Source organism: Micromonospora sp. 067-2 (assembly GCF_046549295.1).
Classification (GTDB): Bacteria; Actinomycetota; Actinomycetes; order Mycobacteriales; family Micromonosporaceae; genus Micromonospora.
In genome coordinates, this window is the sequence record NZ_JAJPWB010000002.1 from 61,228 (window position 1) to 78,366 (window position 17,139).

Genomic DNA, 17,139 nt, shown 5'->3' on the forward strand with positions numbered 1-17,139 from the left:
CGTCAGCTGGCGGCACCGGTCGGCTCGGGCTCCAGGCCCGGAACCTCGGCGGGAAGCCAGATCGGCTGCCAGGCCGGCACCTCGTGGAAGCGGCGCAGCTCGAACAGCCCGGCCACCGACCCGTTCCACGCCGCGTACGGGGGGTTGCTCTCGTCGAAGCCGCTCTGCACGAAGGTCAGCGTCGTCCGGCCACCGGACTCGGCCAGCTCCCAGCTGGTCACGCCGACGGGTCCCCAGTCGACGCTCATCTTCCGGCCCGGCTCCAGGTCGACCACCTTGGCGGCGTACCCGGAGTCGAAGCCGCCCATGGCGTACCGGCCACCGACCCAGGGCTCGATGCCGATCGGGTAGCCGAACCAGGCGCTGGCCTGCTCGGAGTCGATCAGCGACTCCCACACCTTGTCGGCGGGGGCCGCGATGACCAGCTCGCCGCGCAGGTCGGCGGAGGTGTAGTCGGTCTTCGGCAGCAGCGGCTGACCCTCCAGGTGTGCGGCCAGGTTGGCGATGGCCAGCGCCCAGTACGTCTGCAGCACGCCACGGATGCTGGAGCCGCTCATCGCCTCGGCGAAGTCGAAGTGGCTCTGCGTCAGCGTCAGCACGGTGCTGTCGGGGCTCTCGGCGGTCAGCTGGAACTCGCTGGTGGTCTCCACCCCGTCGAGCAGCCAGCCGAAGCGCACGGTGTCGTCGTCGGCGTGCAGCAGTCGCTGGTGTGCGGCGTCGCCCTCGGGCGTGTAGCGGCCCCAGAACTCGTACCGCTGGGGCAGCTCGACCTCGGCGTGCTCGGCGAGCCAGAGTCGCAGCTCGGCCGGGTCGGTCAGTGCCTGGCGGACGCGCCCGACGGACGCGGAGAGGCGGGCCTGCACCTTCAACGGTTCACTCATGGTCATTCCCTTTCGGATAGCAGGCCACGGCGAGCTTGAAGGCATCTCCTTCGCTGCCGCCGTAGCGGGTGAACAGGTCCTGAAGTGCGGTTTGCAGGTCGTGCAGGAACTCCTGGCGCTGGTCGGCGGGCACCCGGATCTCGCCGGACACCCCGATCGAGGGCAGCTCGGGTGCCGCCCGGTCCAGGCCGGCGATGTCGGCCTGGACCTCCTCCATCAGGTCGAGCAGGTAGCCAAGGCTCAGCTCGTCGCGGGCCCGGCGTAGGCCGATACGGCCGACGAGCCGGGGGGACAGCCAGTAGGACCGGGCCGCGGCCTGGTAGATGCCTTCGGTGATGCCGCGGACCTTGCGCTCGTTGACCAGCTCGACCAGGCCGGCGCCGACGAGCTGCTTGACGTGGTAGTAGACGCGTTGCGGCGTCTGGTCGAGTCGGGCCGCGACCTCGGTGCAGGTGCGCGGCTCGGCCAGTTGCCGCAGCACCTCGACGCGCTGCGGCTTGAGCAGGACTTCGGCCTGCTCGATCTGCTCCAGGTACAGGACGTCTCTCATGGCAAAATCAGTTTGTACGTACAAAACTTGTTTGTCAATCGGTTCGTCGAAAGCCGCGCCGACTTTTTCGGCGCGGCTTTCGGACGGCGGCTTTCAGGCAGCGACGGGTCAGGGCAGCCAGTCGGGTCGCAGCGGATAGCTGCTCCTGCCCTCCGGGCCGGTGCGGGTGGCCAGCACCTGGTGCAACTGGATGCCGTTGCGCTCGAAGGCCATCCGCGACCCGGCCATGTAGAGACCCCACACCCGGGCGGTGCCCGCACCCACCTCGGAGACGCAGAAATCCCAGTTCTCGACCAGGTTGCGGCACCAGGCGGCCAGCGTCAGCGCGTAGTGCTGGCGCAGGTTCTCCTCGTGGTGCACCTCGAACCCGGCGTCGTGCACCTCGCTGACCAGCCGACCCGGGCCGGCCAGCTCACCGTCGGGAAAGACGTACCGGTCGATGAACGCACCGGACCGGTGCGGCGCCCGATTGTCCGCCCGGGTGATGCAGTGGTTGAGCAGCCGACCTCCCGGCCGCAGCCGGTATCGCAGCGCCCCGAAGTAGGCCGGGTAGTTGCGCACCCCGATGTGCTCGGTCAACCCGATCGAGGAGACGGCGTCGAACTGCTCCGCCGGCGCGTCCCGGTAGTCCAGGTACCGCACCTCGGCCAGCCCGGTCAGCCCCTCCCGCTCGATCGCCGCCTGCGCCCACTGGGCCTGCGCCTTCGACAGGGTCACCCCGAGCGCCTTGACGCCGTACTCGCGCGCCGCGTGCCGGACCATGCCACCCCAGCCGCAGCCCACATCCAGCAGCCGCATCCCCTGCCTGAGCGCCAACTTGCCGGCGACCAGGTCGTACTTCGCCGCCTGCGCCTGCTCCAGCGTGTCGTCCGGAGACCGGTAGACCGCACACGTGTACGTCATCGACGGGCCGAGCACCCTCTCGTAGAAGGCGTTGGAGACGTCGTAGTGGTGCGAGATGGCCGTGCTGTCCCGTACGCGCGAGTGCCGCAGCCCGTTCACCACCCGCTTCCAGCGCGGCTGCGCCTCCTGCGGCGGAGCCGGCGGCGGCAGGAGCCGCTCCCAGCCCAGCCCACGCACCAGGGCCAGCCCGTCGGCCAGCGACGGTGGGCGCAGTCGCAGCTCGTCCTTGAGCACCCGCAGCGCCTCGTAGGGATCGCCCGGGTGCACCCCCTGCAACGCCAGGTCACCACTCACGTAGGCCCGGGCCATTCCCAGGTCACCGGGAGCGGTGAGCAGGTACGACAGGCCCCGCTCGGAGCGGATGGCCAGGGTGATGCCGGCGTCGGAGGGGCCGACCGCGCTGCCGTCGTACCCGGTGATGCGCACCGGGAGCGGCCCGGAGGTGACCGCGCGGATCACATCCGCCACGGTCGGTCCCGCTTGCCGGCCCCCCGCCGGCGGGGTGGCGGGAACGCTCGCCGCCCCCTGGTCACGATCGGTCAGGCTCATGCTCGTGCTACCGCCTTTTCGTACAGTCCCGTCAGCCGGTGGTCCGGGTCGTAGCGGTCCTTCACCGCACGCCACGTCTCGCCGCCGTAGAGGCGGTCGAAGGCGTCCCGGTCGTAGTACGCGTCGGAGTAGAGCGACTTGTGGCCGCCCGACTCCGACACCCTGCGTTCGATCGTGCGGTTGACGTCGCCGTCGGCGGCGCCCGGCGCGATCGACACGCTCCCCCAGAACCCGATGTTGACGTAGTCCTGCCCCGCCCCGAGCGGATACAGCGGCCAGGACCGCGCCGAGCCGGGACCCGCCGGCTCGCGCAACCGCAACGGGCAGAGCCACACCGGGTTCATTCCCACCTCGCCTGCGAACCAGCGCAGGAAGTCAGCCGTCTGTTCCAGCGGGATCTCCACGTCCTGCACGACCCGTTCCCGGGCCGGCTGGCCGCGCAGCCGGTCGAGCCGGGCCGCCACCTGGTGCCGGTGCTCGAGCCGGACCAGCCGGTGGTAGACGTCGCTGCGCCGGTAACGGGCCGGCCAGAACCGGCGCACCACCGGATGCTGCGCGCCGAACGCCGCCGAGCACCAGAACCAGTCGGTGTCCCAGCGCCAGAGATAGTCGTACGCGGTGAGCACGTCACGGGTGCGCTGGCGCAACGACCGGTAGTAGATCGCCTGGCCGGTGTAGTCGCTGGGTGGCTCGGCAACGTCGGTGAACGTGGCCAGCACCAGGTACGCCTCGCCGGGGCTGAACATCACCCCGTCCATCGCGTCGACGGGCTCGCCGGCCCAGGAACGGCTGGCGGTGATCTCGGCGATCGCGTCGGTGAGCGCCTCCAGCCGGGTGAACCGGATGTTGCGCAACGCCACGTACCGGCCGACCGGCTGCAGCTCGATGCGCAGCCGGGTGGCGTAGCCGAGGCTGCCCAGCGAGTTGGGGAACGCGGCGAACAGGTCGGCGTGCTCACCGTCCGGCCGGGCGGTGACGATCTCGCCCGAGCCGGTGAGGATGTCCAGCTCGCGCACCGACTCGTGCGGCAGACCATTGCGGAAGGAGGTCGACTCGATCCCCAGGCCGGTCACCGCACCGCCCAACGTGATGGTGCGCAGCTGCGGCACCACCAGCGGCATCAGGCCGTGCCGCAGCGTCGCGTCGACCAGGTTCTCGTAGGTGCACATGCCCTGCACCTCGGCGGTGCGCCCGGTCGGGTCGACCGACAGCACCCGGCCGAGGCCGCTCACGTCGAGCCCCGGGGTCCGGGGAGCGGACCGGGGGCGGAACAGGTTGGAGGTCCGTTTGGCGAGCCGGACAGGCTCACCAGTGGGCACCGCGGCGTACGACTGCCGCAACGTGTCCACCGCTTGATCATGGTCAATCGAGTGATCCACACGCTCAGCGCGCATGTGATCACCTTACGCCCGGACGTCAGGAATCGGTGGGATGTCGACGAGCGCCATTTCCCGTCCGACGGCAGGTCCGGCGGTTACCGTGGCGGGCATGCCGTCGCCCGCCATCGCCGCCCTGGACGCCGCCGGCCTGCCGTACCGGCTGGTCAGCCACGGCGCGGTCGGCAGCCTGGCGGAGGCCGCCGCCGCCCGGGGCGTGGCCATCCCGGACGTGGTCAAGACGATCGTGGTGCGTCGGGGGGCCGACGACCACCTCTTCGTGCTCACCCCCGGCGACCGGGTCATCTCCTGGCCCAGGCTGCGCGCCCTGCTCGGGGTGCACCGGCTCTCCATGCCGGACGCGGCCGGCGCCCTCGCCGCCACCGGCTACGAGCGCGGCACCATCACCCCCTTCGGTGCGAGCACCGCCTGGCCGGTGATCGCCGACGAGCGGCTGCGCGGCCGGCAGATCACCCTGGGCGCCGGCGAGCGCGGCCTCGCTGTCGCGGTCGACGCCGACGCCACGATCGACGCTCTCGCGGCCATTGTGGCCGACGTCACCGACCCGCAGCCGACCCGCTGAGCGGCCGCCGCGCCGAACACTGTCGTGCGCGCCGGGACGGCATAGTGTTGGTCCCATGCCAAAAGCCGTGTGGAACGACCTGATCGTCGCCGAGAGCGACGACACCGTGCTGGTGGAGGGCAACCACTACTTCCCCCGCTCGGCCCTGCGCGACGACCTGATCCGCGAGTCCGCGACGCACTCCGTCTGCCCGTGGAAGGGCACCGCCTCGTACTACACCCTCGACCACGAGGGCAGCACCAGCGAGGACGCGGTCTGGTACTACCCGGACCCGAAGCCGGACGCCGAGATGGTGCGCGACCGGGTGGCGTTCTGGAAGGACGTCCGGGTCGTCGACTGACCAACCGGGCTCGGGGCCGGCATGGTTTCCCGACTGGCCCCGGCCCGCGGTGGTGGGTGAGGATGGCCCGTATGTCCGCGCCCGGTCAACGCCCCGACCAACGCCCCGACCCCGCCGGCACCGTCTACGGCGGTCGCCGGTCGGCACGCCGCCCCGGCCCGCTGGCCGACCCGCTGCTGCGGGTGGCGCTGGCGGTCGGGCTGGTCGGCGTACTCCTCGGGGTGGTCTTCGCCACCGGTCTGCTCGACGGAAACGACGAGCCGGTGGTGCCGGCGACGGTCGGCGCGCCGTCCGGGCCGGCGGCGTCCACCGCCCCGGCGGCCGAGCCGAGCCCGACCACCCCGGCCGAACCGTCGCCGACCCCGCCGGCCACCACCCCGGCCGGCCCGCCCACCGGTCCCCGGGTGCTGCGGGCCGCCTCCGGGCTCTGCCTCGGGCTCGACGGCGACGGCGAGAAGGCCGGGGCCGAGTTGGCCGCCTGCACCGGCGGCGCGGAGCAGCAGTGGGTGGTCGAGCCGGCCGGCGCGGACGTGGTGACGCTGACCAACGCCGCCTACCGGCAGTGCCTCGACGTCGAGGGCGGCAGCGGGGACGACGGCGCGCGGATGCAGCAGTTTCCCTGCCACGGCCAGGCCAACCAGCAGTGGCGGCTGACCGCCACCGGCACTGGCCCGGTGCTGCTGGTGGCGGTGCACAGCGGCAAGTGCGGGCAGGCCGACGACGACGGCGCCGAGGCCGGGGACGAGGTGCGGCAGCGGCCGTGCGACGGTCGACCCGCCCAGCAGTGGACCCTCGGCTGATCTCAACCCCGGAAGCTCCACGCCCGGGGTACGGTCGCGGCCACCAGCACGGCCTCCGGCACCGGCCTGCCCGGGCGTCGGCGCAGCAGTAACGACAGCCCGGCCGCGCCGATCGACAGGGCGCCGGCCACGTACCAGGCCATCGCGTAGTCGCCGAGCCGGTCCCGGACCAGCCCCGCGGCGGTCGCGGCGAGCGCCGCGCCGAACTGGTGCGCGGCGAACACCCAGCCGAACACCACCGCGCCCGCGCTGCCGAAGTATTCCCGGCACAGCGCCACGGTCGGCGGCACGGTGGCCACCCAGTCCAGGCCGTAGAAGATGATGAACACCAGCATGCTCGGTTTCGCGGTGCCGGCGAACAGGCTCGGCAGCACCAGCAGGGACGCTCCGCGCAGCGCGTAGTAGGCGCCGAGGAGCAACCGGCTGTCCACCCGGTCGGTCAGCCAGCCGGAGGCGATCGTGCCCACGATGTCGAAGAGCCCGACCAGGGCGAGCAGCCCGGCGGCGGTGGTCTCGGTCATGCCGTGGTCGTGCGCGGCCGGCACGAAGTGCGTACCGACGAGGCCGTTGGTGGTCGCGCCACAGATCGCGAACCCTGCGGCCAGGAGCCAGAACGGCCGGGTCCGGGCCGCGGCGCTCAGCGCGCCCAGCGCCCGGGTCGCCGCGCCGCCGGCCGGCGGCTGCGCCGCGACAACCTCCGTCGCGCCGTAGGCGGGCAGGTCGAGATCCGCCGGGTGCTCGCGCAGCAACCACACCACCAGGGGTACGACCGCCAGTGCGGCTCCGGCCACGACGAGCGCTGCCACGCGCCACCCGTGGTCGCGCACCAGCACCGCGACCAGCGGCAGGAAGACCAGCTGCCCGGCTGCCCCGCCGGCGGTCAGCACCCCGGTGACCAGGCCCCGCCGGTGGACGAACCAGCGCCCGGTGACGGTGGCCACGAAGGCGAGCGCCATCGAACCGGTGCCCAGCCCGACCAGCACGCCCCAGCAGAGCAGCAGCTGCCAGCTGGCGGTCATGAAGACGGTCAGCCCGCTGCCGGCGGCGACCAGCAGCAGCGCCACCGAGACCACCCGGCGGATGCCGAACCGGTCCATCAGCGCGGCGGCGAACGGTGCCGTGAGCCCGTAGAGCAGCAGGTTGACCGAGACGGCCGCGGAGATGGTGGCCAGCGGCCAGCCGAACTCCTCGTGCAGTGGGTGCAGCAGCACCGACGGGGTGGCGCGGAAGCCGGCCGCTCCGACCAGCGCCACGAAGGCGACGGCGGCTACCAGCCAGGCGGGATGCAGACGACGGTTCTTTCTCACGCCGGTCAGTCTGCTTCGGCGCGTGGGTCACCGACGAGTGGCCGGAAAGCCATCATGCGCAATAATCGGGCCATGAGCTCACGCCCGCACCGGATCGCCGTCCTCGCCCTCGACCACGTGGTCGGCCTCGACCTCGGCACCCCGTCCCAGGTCTTCGGCACCGCCCGGGCCGCCGACCGGGCGTTGCACTACGACGTGCGGGTGTGCACCCCCGGTGGCCGGGCCGTCCGCAGCACCGCCGGCTTCCAGGTGGTGCCGGACCACGGGCTGGAACTGCTCGAGACCGCCGACACGGTGATCGTCCCGGGCGTTCACGACGGGAGCGCACTGACCGCGGGCACCATCGAGCCGGCGGTGGCCGAGGCGCTGCGCTCGGCGTACGAGCGGGGCGCCCGGATGATGTCGATCTGCACGGGAGCGTTCGTGCTGGCCGCCGCCGGGCTGCTCGACGGCCGTCGAGCCACCACCCACTGGGCGTACGCGGAACAGTTCCGCCGACTGCACGAGGAGGTGGACCTCGACCCCGGTGTGCTCTTCATCGCCGACGACCGGGTGCTGACCTCGGCCGGGGTGGCTGCGGGCATCGACCTCTGCCTGCACGTCATCCGCCTCGACCACGGCAGCGAGGTGGCCAACCGGGCCGCGCGCCGCTGCGTGATGCCGCCCTGGCGGGACGGCGGCCAGGCGCAGTACATCGAGCAACCGGTGCCGAAGGCCAGCGACACCAGCACCGCCGGCGCCCGGGAGTGGGCCCGGCAGCGGCTGTCCGAGCCGATCGCGCTGCGCGACCTCGCCGAACAGGCCCGGATGAGCGTGCGCACCTTCACCCGGCGTTTCCGCTCGGAAACCGGGCTGAGCCCGGCGCAGTGGCTGCTCCAGCAGCGCACCGACCGCGCCCGTCTGCTGCTGGAGACGACCGACCTCACCGTCGACCAGATCGCCCACCGCTGCGGCTTCGGCACCACGGCCGCCCTGCGCCAACAACTCCACCAGCGCGTGGGCGTCGCCCCCTCCACCTACCGCCGCACCTTCCACCCCCGCCCCGAACTCGTCGGCGGCTGATCCGCCACAGGCCGCCGCGACCACGCGCCGGGCATGGCACTGCGCTGAGCGTGATGCCTCTGAGGCATAAAGATGACTGAGGGGCATCACGCTCGACAGACCGACCGGGCCCCTCGTGTGCCACGCCGGGCGTGCGATCGGCGCCACCGGGACCGTGGATCTGACGCTGCCCGTGCCGCTAGGGACGCAGGAGGTGGAGGCGGGCCTGGTGCTTGGGTAGGTGGACCCGGGCGTGCAGGTCGAGCGTGCGTGACCAGGGCAGGGGCTCGTCGACGACGAGGTCGAACCCCTCCCGCAGGTGGGTCTCGACCGGGGTCTCCGCCGCCAGGCCGAGTTGGTCGACCAGCCCGCACAGGCGATCGCTGGTGTCGTGCAGCAGTGCGGTCAGACCACGCAGACCGCCCTGCTCGGCGACCAACGCGTCGAGCTGCGGGCGGTGCATGTCATCCAGGTCGTAGTAGGCGAACGGTGACCCGGCCAGCAACGCCTCGGTGGCCTGGATCATCAGCTCGTCGTTGGCCACCAGATGCGCGACGGTCTGCTCGGCGCTGAGCTGCCCCTCCGGCGGTGACCCGAACTCGGTCCCGTCAAGCTCCGCGAACACCGCGTCGTACGCCCGCCGCAGCCCCCCGCTCTCCACCCTTCCAGTCAACCCCGCCCCACCCCGTCGATCGTGACGTTGTGGTGCCCGGTTCACCCGGACGAGAGCGAGGGCAGGGAGTCAGCGGCGGGACTGGCGGGAGCGGAGGTAGTCGGAGACGACGTACTCGCCCAGGTCGTCGGTGTCCGGGGTGAACATGCGGCCCCGGCTGCGGCGGGCCACCGCGTCGACGAAGCGGCGCAGGCCCGGATCGTCGCCCAGCATGAACAGGTTGAGCGTTGCTCCGTAGCGGCTGAGCCGATCCACCTCCTGGACGGTCGCCTCGATCGTCTCCGGCAGCGGCGGCCAGTGGAACAACGCCTCCCCGTCGTCCGGGTCCAGGTGGGCGGTCGGCTCACCGTCGGTGACCACGAGCACCACCGGCTCCGCGTCCGGGTGCCGGCGCAGGTGCCGGCCGGCCAACCGCAGCGCGTGCTGCAGGTTGGTGCCCTGTTCCATGTCCGGCTCCACGGCGGCCAACTCCTGCTGACTGAGCGTTCTCGCCTCCCGGCCGAAGCCCACGATCTGCAGGGCGTCCTGCGGAAACCGGGTCTCCATCAGGTGCGCCAGCGCCAGCGCCGTCTGCTTCATCGGCCCCCAACGACCCTGAGAGATCATCGAGTACGAGAGGTCGACGCAGAGCACCACGGCGGCGGAGGCCCGCTTCTCGGTCTCCACCACCTCGAAGTCGTCCACCGCCAGCTGCACCGGCACACCCGGTCCACCCCGGCTGACCGCCCGGGTCAGCGTGCGGACCACGTCCAACGGCTGCTCGTCGCCGTACTGCCACGGCCTGGACGCCCCGCTGACCTCGCCGGCGGCGCCCGCCGACCGCAGGTCGTGCTGGCCGCGCGGCCCGGCGGTCAGCTCGGCGAAGACCCGTCGCAGCGCGGTCCCGCCAAGCCGGCGCAACGCCTTCGGGCTCAGCGTGAGCCCGTCGGCGTCCCGAGCCACCCAGCCCTGCCGGCGAAGCTCCCGCTCCAACTCGCGCAGCCGGCGGACCTCGTCGGCGGCGTCGCGACCCAGCGTCCGGGCCACCGCGTCGACGTCCACGTCGTCCAGGGTGGCCCCCGGGTGGTCCTGCTCGAGCTGGTCCAGTAGCTCGTCCAGCTCGCCGATCTCACCCAGCGCGCCGGCCGCGTCCCCGTAGCCCAACGGCTGCTCGCCCCGGACCCGCTCGCCGCGCCCCCACCGCAGATCCGGCCGCAGCGCCCGCAGGTTAGCGTCCAGCGCGGAGAGCTCCCCGGCGAGCCGGTCACCGAGTGACTGCTGCATCAGCCCGGCCAGCTCGGCGCGCTGCCGATCGGAGAGCGAGTTCATCAGCCGCTCACCGGCAGCGGAACGGCGGGCCAACACGTCGATCAGCTCGTCGACGGTCTCCGGCTTCTCCGGAAAGAAGTCGCCGTGCCGGCGCATGAACTCGGCGAACGCGTCGGTGGTGTCCTCCGCGCGGCCGTGCCGGGCCAGCAGGTCGTTCAGGTCCCGCATCATCTCGGCGAGCCGCTGCTGGGCGGCCGGGTCGGCGGACGCGCGCACGGCGTCGCGCAGCCCGGCGAACCGCTGACCGAGCACGTCGTTCCGGAGTTGGTCGAGGATCTGCTGGTACGAGCGGCGGGCGTCGTCGCTGGCCCACTGGTAGCCGGCCAACTCCTCCACGGCCCGCGCGGTGGAGCGGGGCAGATTGTCCAGCACCGACTCGGCGAACCGCGCGCCGTCGTCGTCGCGGCCCCGCAGCTCGTCCCGCTCGGCGGCGAGGGCCTGGTCGAGCAGGGCCTGTGCCCGGGTCACCGCGCCGTCCAGATCACCCCTGCGAAGCGCCTCCCGACGCAACCGCCGGGCACGGGCAGCCAGCTCGTCGAGCCCCCCACGCCCCTGCGGGCCACGGCGCAACAGGTCGCGCAGCGCCTCCCGCAGACTGCCGCCGGCCAGCACCTCGGTGCCGACCGCGTCCACCGCCTCGCGCACGTCGTACGGAGGCGCGAGCGGGTCGGGCCCGCCGCGCCACTGCCCGTACCGGAATCGGTTGCCGGCCATGGTCAGCCCCGGCCGCCGTAGACGGTGCGCCCCGAGTCGCTGATGTCCTTGCCGAGTCGACGGGTCAGGTGCAGACCCTCCAGCACGAACTCGACGCCGGCGGCGGCCTCCTCCGGGCTGGGCGCGTCGCCCAGGCCGAGCCGGTCCAGCACCTTGGCCAGCCCGGGCACGGTGCCCACCTGACGCAGTAGCTCGCCGGCGCCGACCAGCTCACCCGTCTCGATCGCCGCGCCGTCCTCGACCAGCCCGGTGAAGCCGGACAGGTCCAGCCCCACGAGGTGGGCCCGGAACGTCTCGGCGGTCGCGGTCCGCAGCAGGTGGGCGAGAATCTCGATCTCGCGCCCCTCCTCGCCGCTCTCGAACTCCACCTTGCCGCGCAACGTGCTGGTCACCGACTCCGCGTCGCCGACCCGGGCCACGGCGGCCTCCGGTCGACCCTGCGGGTTGCCCGCGGCGAGCAGGCCGGCGCGACGCAGCGCGGCACCGGCGACCGTCTCGGCGGCGGCGATGGCGAACCGGGCGGAGACGCCGGAGCGTGGGTCGACCGACGGCGACTCGCGCACCGCACGGGCGAAGCGGGCCAGGACCTCCAGGACGTGCTCCGGCACCTCGGCGACCAGGTCGGCCTCCTGCCGGATCAGATCCAGCTCCAGTTCCAGGTCGAGCGGGTAGTGGGTACGGATCTCCGCGCCGAACCGGTCCTTGAGCGGGGTGATGATCCGACCCCGGTTGGTGTAGTCCTCCGGGTTGGCGCTGGCCACCAGGAGCAGGTCCAGTGGCAGCCGCAGCTGGTAGCCGCGCACCTGGATGTCACGCTCCTCGAGCACGTTGAGCAGCGCCACCTGGATCCGCTCGGCAAGGTCGGGCAGCTCGTTGACGGCGAAGATGCCCCGGTTGGTGCGGGGTACCAACCCGAAGTGGATGGTCTCCGGGTCGCCGAGGGTGCGACCCTGGGCGATCCGGATCGGGTCGACGTCGCCGATCAGGTCGCCGACGCTGGTGTCCGGGGTGGCCAGCTTCTCGCCGTACCGCATCGAGCGGTGCAGCCAGCCGACCGGCTGGTCGTCGCCGGCCTCGGCGACCTGGGCGACGGACGCCGGGGTGAGCGGGTGCATCGGGTGCTCGTTGAGCACCGAACCCGGGAGAACGGGGGTCCACTCGTCGAGCAGCGCGCCGAGGGAGCGGATGAGGCGGGTCTTGCCCTGGCCGCGCTCGCCGAGCAGCACCATGTCGTGCCCGGCGAGCAGCGCCCGCTCCACCTCGGGCAGCACGCTGTCGTCGTAGCCGACGATGCCGGGGAAGCGGGCCTCGCCGTTGCGCATGCGGGCGAGGAGGTTGGCGCGGAGTTCCTGCTTGACGGTGCGGTACTGGTGACCGGCGGCCCGCAGCGCGCCGAGCGTGGCGGGCAGGTCGGCCGGTGGAACCGGAATTGCCGGAAAGGGCGCAGTCACCCGACCCACGCTAGCTCACGTTTGCGAGGGTGCCCCCGGCATCGGTGGGGCACCCCCGCTCCCACCCCTCAGCCCCGGCCGCAGCGCCGGCACGTTCCGCGACGGCGCAGGTGGTACGCGTACGCGGCGGCGCCGAGCGCGATCCCCCAGAACGGCCAGAGCAGCATCGGCGCCCCGGTCAGGCTGAGCCCGCCGGTGAGCCGCCAGAACTCGGGGTTGCTGAGCAGTCCGAACGAGGCCGCGGTCACCGCGACGGCGACCAGGGTGGCCGGCACCACGGCCAGCTTCACCGGCACCCGGCGACCGGCGAGGCCGACCATCCAGCGCGGGAACCGCTCGCCCCACCGCTGCACCAGTCCGAGGGTGAGGATCGCACCGACGGTGGCGAACGCGCCCAGCCCGAACCCGGCCCACACCAGCCCGGTCTCCTGCATCTCGGTCAGGAACTCCCGGGAGATACCCAGCGGGATTCCGGCCGCCCAGGCGAACCGGGTCAGCGCGTACGTCAACGGGATGGCCGCGGCGATGCCGACGGCCCACCGCCCCCAGCGCGAGGCGGCGGCCGGGGTGGTCCACTCCCGGTCGGTGTCACCGCGGCCGCAGCCGACGCAGGCCGCGGCGGTGCGGCGCTGCCAGGCGAGCACCGCCCCGGCCAGCAGCAGCCCGCCGGCCAGTGCGGCGAACCGGGCGAACAGCGCCCAGTTGAACAGGTCGGAGTAGTCGACCGGCGGCCAGCCGAACGGCGCCCCGACGATCAGGATCGGCAGGTAGCCGAGCATGAGCAGCACCCGGACATCCGGCACGACCACGGTGAGGACGAAGGCCACCGCCCATCCGTAGCCGGCGAGCAGCGCCCGCAGCGGGCCGGGTGGGCGTACCGCCGGGCGACTCATGGCCAGGGCCGCCACCGCGGCGCTCAGCAGCACGCCGGCGAAGAGCGGGGTGGCCAGCTCGACCGGTACCAGGCGCAGCAGGCTGACCTCGCCGCCGTGCGTGTCGTTGGCACCGAACGGGTAGCCGGCGCCGGTGAGTGTGCCGAGCAGGGCGAGCACGCCCCACAGGCCGAGCCAACCGGCGGCCAGTGGGGCGAGTCGGTCCGGCCAGCGTGAGTCGGATCGGGGTCGGGAAGCAGTGATCGTTGTCATGTTCTCAGCCTCGACCGCCGGCCGGCGGGAGACCTCCCGCGCGGCGGCCAGCCCGCTCCCCCACCGGGGGGATCAGCCGGTGGGGACCACGAAGCCCGACTCGTAGGCGGCGATCACCGCCTGGGTGCGGTCGCGTACCCCCAGCTTGGCCAGCACGTTGCCGACGTGCGTCTTCACCGTCTCCACCCCGACCACGAGGTGCGCGGCGATCTCCGGGTTGGATCGGCCGGTGGTCATCAGGCGCAGCACCTCGGCCTCCCGCTCGGTGAGCCGGGCGGCGGCCAACCGATCGCCCCCCGGTGGCCCATACGCCCCGAACAGCTGGCGGATGGCGGCCGGGAAGAGCAGGGACTCCCCCGCGGCGACCACCCGGACCGCCTCCACGACCTCGGCCGGCCGGGCCCGTTTGAGCAGGAAGCCGGACGCGCCGGCGCGCAGCGCCTCGTAGACGTACTCGTCGTTGGCGAAGGTGGTGACGACCAGCACCCGCGGCGGGTTGGCGGAGGTGGCCAGCAGGTGACGGGTGGCCTGGATGCCGTCGATGCCGGGCATCCGCACGTCCATCAGCACCACCGCCGGCCGGTGTCGGGCGACCAGCGGGGGCACCTCGGCGCCGTCGGCGGCCTCGGCGAGCACCGTCAGGTCGGGCTGCGCGTCGATGATGGCCCGCAGCCCGATCCGGATCAGCTCGTCGTCGTCGACGATCAGCACCCCGGTGGTCATGGCGTCCCCTCGTACGGCAGGCGGGCCCGGATGAGCCACCGGTCGCCGTCCGGGCCCACGGTGAGCCGGCCGCCGAGCAGCAGCACCCGCTCCCGCATGCCGTCCAGGCCCCGACCGCTCCGGCCCGGGTCGACGCGGGCGGCGCGACCCATCTCGTTGACCAGTTCCAGCTCCAGGGCGTCCGGGTGCAGGTCGAGCCGAAGCGTCACCGGCCCGCGCCCGTACCGGGCGGCGTTGGTCAGCCCCTCCTGGACGATCCGGTAGCCCTCCCGGGAGACCGCCGGAGGCACCCGCGCCGGGTCTCCGGCGCGTTGCGCGTGCACCGCCAGCCCGGTCGCGCGGGCGTCGGTGACCAGCCGCTCCAGGTCGGCGAGGGTACGCTGCGGCGCCGCGCTCCGGCCGCCGCCGGTCTCGCGGAGCAGGCCGAGCACGTGGTCGAGCTCGTCCATGGCGGTCCGCCCGGCGTTCTCGATGGCGGTGAGCGCCCGCCGGACGAATTCCGGATCGTTGTCGAGCACCTCGCGGGCGGCCCCGGCCTGCAGGGTGGCCACGGTCAGCGCGTGGCCGACCGAGTCGTGCAGCTCCCGGGCCAGGCGGTTGCGTTCGGCGAGCCGGGTGGCCCGTGCCTCCAGCGCGGCGATCCGTTCGGCCTGGGCCGGGCCGAGCAGCACCGGTGCCATCGAGACGGCGAGCGCGCCGAGCCCGGCGACGGCATAGCCGAGGCCGACCAGCAGGGCCACCCCGCTCAGGGTGAGCCAGCCGCTGTCCCGCCCGTTCAGCGGCCCGAACCGTTCCCGGCTGGTCACCTCGTCGCCGATACCGAACTGCTGGGCGATGAAGGCCAGGGCCATCGGTACGGCGGTGATCAGCGCGACCATCACCAGACCGCCGACGGCCAGGTGGGTGGCGATCCACAGTGCGCTGCGCAGCCGGGTCTCCCGGTCGGTACGGTGCCCGGGTGCCGGGTCGGGCAGGTCCACACCGAGCAGCGCCCGCGCGGCGGCGATCTCCAGGGCACGGCTGCCGTCCAGGAGCAGCGGCACCACGGCGATCAGCGCCGCGATCACCAGCAGGGCGTACACCAGCGGGCGGGGGATCTCCGAGCCGGCGAGCAGCGACGTGAAGGTCACCCCGAGCAGCGCATACGGCAGCGCCAGCACGCCGCCGAGCAGCAGGAACACGCCGCGTCGCCAGGTGGTGCCGGCAACCAGCGGTGCCAGCACCGTTCGGAGGGTCACCTGGTCATTCTGCTGTCGGGATCGGTCCCGGCGACTCCCCCGAGCCGGGGAGATCTCAGCGGTGGTCGGCCACGTACTCCTGCGGGTCCTTGTCGCGGAACGGCAAATTGCGTCCGTTCTTGTGCTCGCCGTAGAAGGTCAGCCAACGGTGGCCCAGCTCGGCTCGCAGTTCGGTGCCGGCGTGGCGGCGGAAGTCGGGCAGCGCCTCGTCCTCCTCCTCGGCCAGGTGCTCGCTGTTCTCCCGGCGGGCCGTGCCGACCGCCGCCCACCAGCGGTCCGAACCGACCGGGTGCAGCTTGGACTCGGCGATGGCGTCACGGATCTTGTTGTGGTCGCCGATCGCGTCAGCGGTCTCGTCCTCGCCGTCGTCGCCGTGCTTGACCAGGTGCGGGTAGAGGATCGCCTCCTCCGCCTCGGCGTGGATGTCCAGGTGCAGGGCGAGCGCGTCCCAGATGGCCAGCAGCTCCTGCTCGTCGCGGGCGTCGTCGAGGCGGGCGAAGCCGACCCGGAACGAGTGGTGGTCGTCGAGGATCAGTGCGGTGATGTCGTCCACTGTGCTCACTTTCCCGTCGGCCCGGCGAACCGGGCGCGCAGCATGCGGGGCATCGCGGCGAGGCCGGTGACCGGGCGGAATCGTTTGGCGCTCTCGGCGAGTGCCGCGTACTCGTCGTCGGCGAGGTCGATGTCGGCGGCGGCGGCGTTGCGTTCCATCTGCTCGACCCCGGACGCGCCGGGAATGGCCAGCACGTTCGGGTGGCGCAGCAGGTAGGCCAGCGCGATCTGGCTGGGGGTGGCATCGTGCGCGTCGGCGACCTGGCGCAGCGTGTCGATCAGGGTGGCGCCCCGTTCGAGGTTCTCCGGCAGGAAGTACGGGTTGGCTCTCCGGATCGCGCCGGTCGGCGGGTTCTTCGCGTCGTACCGGCCGGAGAGGAAGCCCTGTGCCAGCGGGCTGTACGCGATGACGACCCGCCCGGCCTGCCGCGCGTACGGCAGCAGGTCTTGCTCGGGTGCCCGGTCCAGCATGCTGTAGCGGACCTGGTTGCTGAGCACCCGCCGGCCGAGCGCCGCCTCGGCGACCTGCCAGCGGCGCAGCCCGTAGTTGCTGACCCCGACCTCGCCGACGAGGCCGACGTCCTGCAGGGCGCGCATGCCGCGCATGGTGGTGTGGTCGGCGACCAGCGGGTTGGGCTGGTGTACCTGGTAGAGGTCGATGCCGCTGACGCCGAGCCGGGCCGCCGAGGCGACGGCACGCTGGTGCACCACGGCGGCCACCGGCAGGATCGGGAAGATCTTGGTGGCGACCACCACCTTCGGCCGGTCGTCGCCGAGTGCCGCGCCGAGGATCCGCTCGCTGCGGCCGAAGCCGTAGATCTCGGCGGTGTCGAAGACGGTCACACCCAGTTCGACGGCCCGGCGCACGATCTGCGCCGCCCGCTGCTCGAAGTCCGGCCCGTAACCCCACTCGCGGGAGCCGAACTGCCAGGTGCCCAAGCCGATCTTGGACAGCGGTTTGGGGGTGTCGAGCGGGAGGAAACGCATGGCGTCGAAACTACCCCG

At 72.9% G+C, this 17,139-nt stretch carries 17 protein-coding genes; 4 read left to right on the plus strand and 13 right to left on the minus strand.

The window, feature by feature from the left end:
• Positions 1-2 precede the first annotated feature (2 nt).
• The 4 genes from ACLJN9_RS03850 to ACLJN9_RS03865 form a co-directional block, all read right to left on the minus strand.
• Complete coding sequence (locus ACLJN9_RS03850) at positions 3-881, minus strand: SRPBCC family protein (RefSeq protein WP_410809609.1); 879 nt, start codon at positions 879-881, stop codon at positions 3-5.
• Positions 874-1,431, minus strand: coding sequence for a helix-turn-helix domain-containing protein (locus tag ACLJN9_RS03855; RefSeq protein ID WP_410809610.1), 558 nt, complete (start codon positions 1,429-1,431; stop codon positions 874-876). Before ACLJN9_RS03855 ends, ACLJN9_RS03850 begins: the two co-directional genes overlap by 8 nt.
• 108 nt (positions 1,432-1,539) lie before the next feature.
• A complete protein-coding gene (locus ACLJN9_RS03860) occupies positions 1,540-2,883 on the minus strand; it encodes a class I SAM-dependent methyltransferase (protein WP_410809611.1) in 1,344 nt (447 codons plus the stop codon).
• Entirely contained in the window at positions 2,880-4,277 is a 1,398-nt protein-coding gene (locus tag ACLJN9_RS03865; RefSeq protein WP_410809612.1) for an FAD-binding oxidoreductase, read from the minus strand. Before ACLJN9_RS03865 ends, ACLJN9_RS03860 begins: the two co-directional genes overlap by 4 nt.
• 94 nt (positions 4,278-4,371) lie before the next feature.
• Between ACLJN9_RS03865 and ACLJN9_RS03870 the strand changes: the two genes are divergently transcribed.
• The 3 genes from ACLJN9_RS03870 (at position 4,372) to ACLJN9_RS03880 (ending at position 5,982) form a co-directional block, all read left to right on the plus strand.
• Positions 4,372-4,842, plus strand: a complete 471-nt coding sequence (locus ACLJN9_RS03870; protein ID WP_410809613.1) for an aminoacyl-tRNA deacylase — start codon at positions 4,372-4,374, stop codon at positions 4,840-4,842.
• 55 nt (positions 4,843-4,897) lie between these two features.
• Positions 4,898-5,182 (plus strand): DUF427 domain-containing protein, encoded by a 285-nt coding sequence (locus tag ACLJN9_RS03875; RefSeq protein WP_410809614.1) that lies wholly within the window; start codon positions 4,898-4,900, stop codon positions 5,180-5,182.
• A gap of 71 nt (positions 5,183-5,253) precedes the next feature.
• Positions 5,254-5,982 carry an RICIN domain-containing protein gene (locus ACLJN9_RS03880; RefSeq protein WP_410809615.1) on the plus strand — a complete coding sequence of 243 codons (729 nt, stop codon included), beginning with the start codon at positions 5,254-5,256 and terminating at the stop codon, positions 5,980-5,982.
• Between the two features lie 2 nt (positions 5,983-5,984).
• Here the strand turns inward: ACLJN9_RS03880 and ACLJN9_RS03885 are convergent, their stop codons facing one another.
• A complete protein-coding gene (locus tag ACLJN9_RS03885; RefSeq protein ID WP_410809616.1) occupies positions 5,985-7,289 on the minus strand; it encodes an MFS transporter in 1,305 nt (434 codons plus the stop codon).
• A gap of 54 nt (positions 7,290-7,343) precedes the next feature.
• Between ACLJN9_RS03885 and ACLJN9_RS03890 the strand changes: the two genes are divergently transcribed.
• The gene (locus ACLJN9_RS03890) at positions 7,344-8,351 is read left to right on the plus strand and encodes a GlxA family transcriptional regulator (protein WP_410809617.1); all 1,008 of its coding nucleotides are present in this window, start codon (positions 7,344-7,346) and stop codon (positions 8,349-8,351) included.
• A gap of 178 nt (positions 8,352-8,529) precedes the next feature.
• Here ACLJN9_RS03890 and ACLJN9_RS03895 read toward each other — a convergent pair whose 3' ends face one another.
• From ACLJN9_RS03895 to ACLJN9_RS03930, 8 genes are all read right to left on the minus strand, one after another.
• A complete protein-coding gene (locus ACLJN9_RS03895; protein WP_410809618.1) occupies positions 8,530-8,991 on the minus strand; it encodes a hypothetical protein in 462 nt (153 codons plus the stop codon).
• A gap of 81 nt (positions 8,992-9,072) precedes the next feature.
• On the minus strand, positions 9,073-11,025 hold the full coding sequence (locus ACLJN9_RS03900) for a VWA domain-containing protein (RefSeq protein ID WP_410809619.1): 1,953 nt from the start codon (positions 11,023-11,025) through the stop codon (positions 9,073-9,075).
• Positions 11,026-11,027: 2 nt separating this feature from the next.
• Complete coding sequence (locus tag ACLJN9_RS03905; protein ID WP_410809620.1) at positions 11,028-12,485, minus strand: magnesium chelatase; 1,458 nt, start codon at positions 12,483-12,485, stop codon at positions 11,028-11,030.
• 59 nt (positions 12,486-12,544) lie between these two features.
• The gene (locus ACLJN9_RS03910; RefSeq protein ID WP_410809621.1) at positions 12,545-13,621 is read right to left on the minus strand and encodes a hypothetical protein; all 1,077 of its coding nucleotides are present in this window, start codon (positions 13,619-13,621) and stop codon (positions 12,545-12,547) included.
• A 72-nt stretch (positions 13,622-13,693) separates the two neighbouring features.
• Positions 13,694-14,344 carry a response regulator transcription factor gene (locus ACLJN9_RS03915; RefSeq protein WP_410809622.1) on the minus strand — a complete coding sequence of 217 codons (651 nt, stop codon included), beginning with the start codon at positions 14,342-14,344 and terminating at the stop codon, positions 13,694-13,696.
• Positions 14,341-15,582 (minus strand): sensor histidine kinase, encoded by a 1,242-nt coding sequence (locus tag ACLJN9_RS03920; protein ID WP_410809623.1) that lies wholly within the window; start codon positions 15,580-15,582, stop codon positions 14,341-14,343. The genes ACLJN9_RS03915 and ACLJN9_RS03920 overlap by 4 nt, the downstream gene beginning before the upstream one ends.
• A gap of 55 nt (positions 15,583-15,637) precedes the next feature.
• Positions 15,638-16,135 (minus strand): hemerythrin domain-containing protein, encoded by a 498-nt coding sequence (locus ACLJN9_RS03925; RefSeq protein ID WP_410809624.1) that lies wholly within the window; start codon positions 16,133-16,135, stop codon positions 15,638-15,640.
• Positions 16,136-16,140: 5 nt separating this feature from the next.
• Entirely contained in the window at positions 16,141-17,121 is a 981-nt protein-coding gene (locus ACLJN9_RS03930; RefSeq protein WP_410809625.1) for an aldo/keto reductase, read from the minus strand.
• Positions 17,122-17,139: the final 18 nt, after the last annotated feature.

Coding starts and splice junctions, on each gene's coding strand:
- ACLJN9_RS03850 (WP_410809609.1), bottom strand. CDS start 881: ATGAGTGAACCGTTGAAGGTGCAGGCCCGCCTCTCCGCGTCCGTCGGG.
- ACLJN9_RS03855 (WP_410809610.1), bottom strand. CDS start 1,431: ATGAGAGACGTCCTGTACCTGGAGCAGATCGAGCAGGCCGAAGTCCTG.
- ACLJN9_RS03860 (WP_410809611.1), bottom strand. CDS start 2,883: ATGAGCCTGACCGATCGTGACCAGGGGGCGGCGAGCGTTCCCGCCACC.
- ACLJN9_RS03865 (WP_410809612.1), bottom strand. CDS start 4,277: ATGCGCGCTGAGCGTGTGGATCACTCGATTGACCATGATCAAGCGGTG.
- ACLJN9_RS03870 (WP_410809613.1), top strand. CDS start 4,372: ATGCCGTCGCCCGCCATCGCCGCCCTGGACGCCGCCGGCCTGCCGTAC.
- ACLJN9_RS03875 (WP_410809614.1), top strand. CDS start 4,898: ATGCCAAAAGCCGTGTGGAACGACCTGATCGTCGCCGAGAGCGACGAC.
- ACLJN9_RS03880 (WP_410809615.1), top strand. CDS start 5,254: ATGTCCGCGCCCGGTCAACGCCCCGACCAACGCCCCGACCCCGCCGGC.
- ACLJN9_RS03890 (WP_410809617.1), top strand. CDS start 7,344: ATGCGCAATAATCGGGCCATGAGCTCACGCCCGCACCGGATCGCCGTC.
- ACLJN9_RS03900 (WP_410809619.1), bottom strand. CDS start 11,025: ATGGCCGGCAACCGATTCCGGTACGGGCAGTGGCGCGGCGGGCCCGAC.
- ACLJN9_RS03910 (WP_410809621.1), bottom strand. CDS start 13,621: ATGACAACGATCACTGCTTCCCGACCCCGATCCGACTCACGCTGGCCG.
- ACLJN9_RS03915 (WP_410809622.1), bottom strand. CDS start 14,344: ATGACCACCGGGGTGCTGATCGTCGACGACGACGAGCTGATCCGGATC.
- ACLJN9_RS03930 (WP_410809625.1), bottom strand. CDS start 17,121: ATGCGTTTCCTCCCGCTCGACACCCCCAAACCGCTGTCCAAGATCGGC.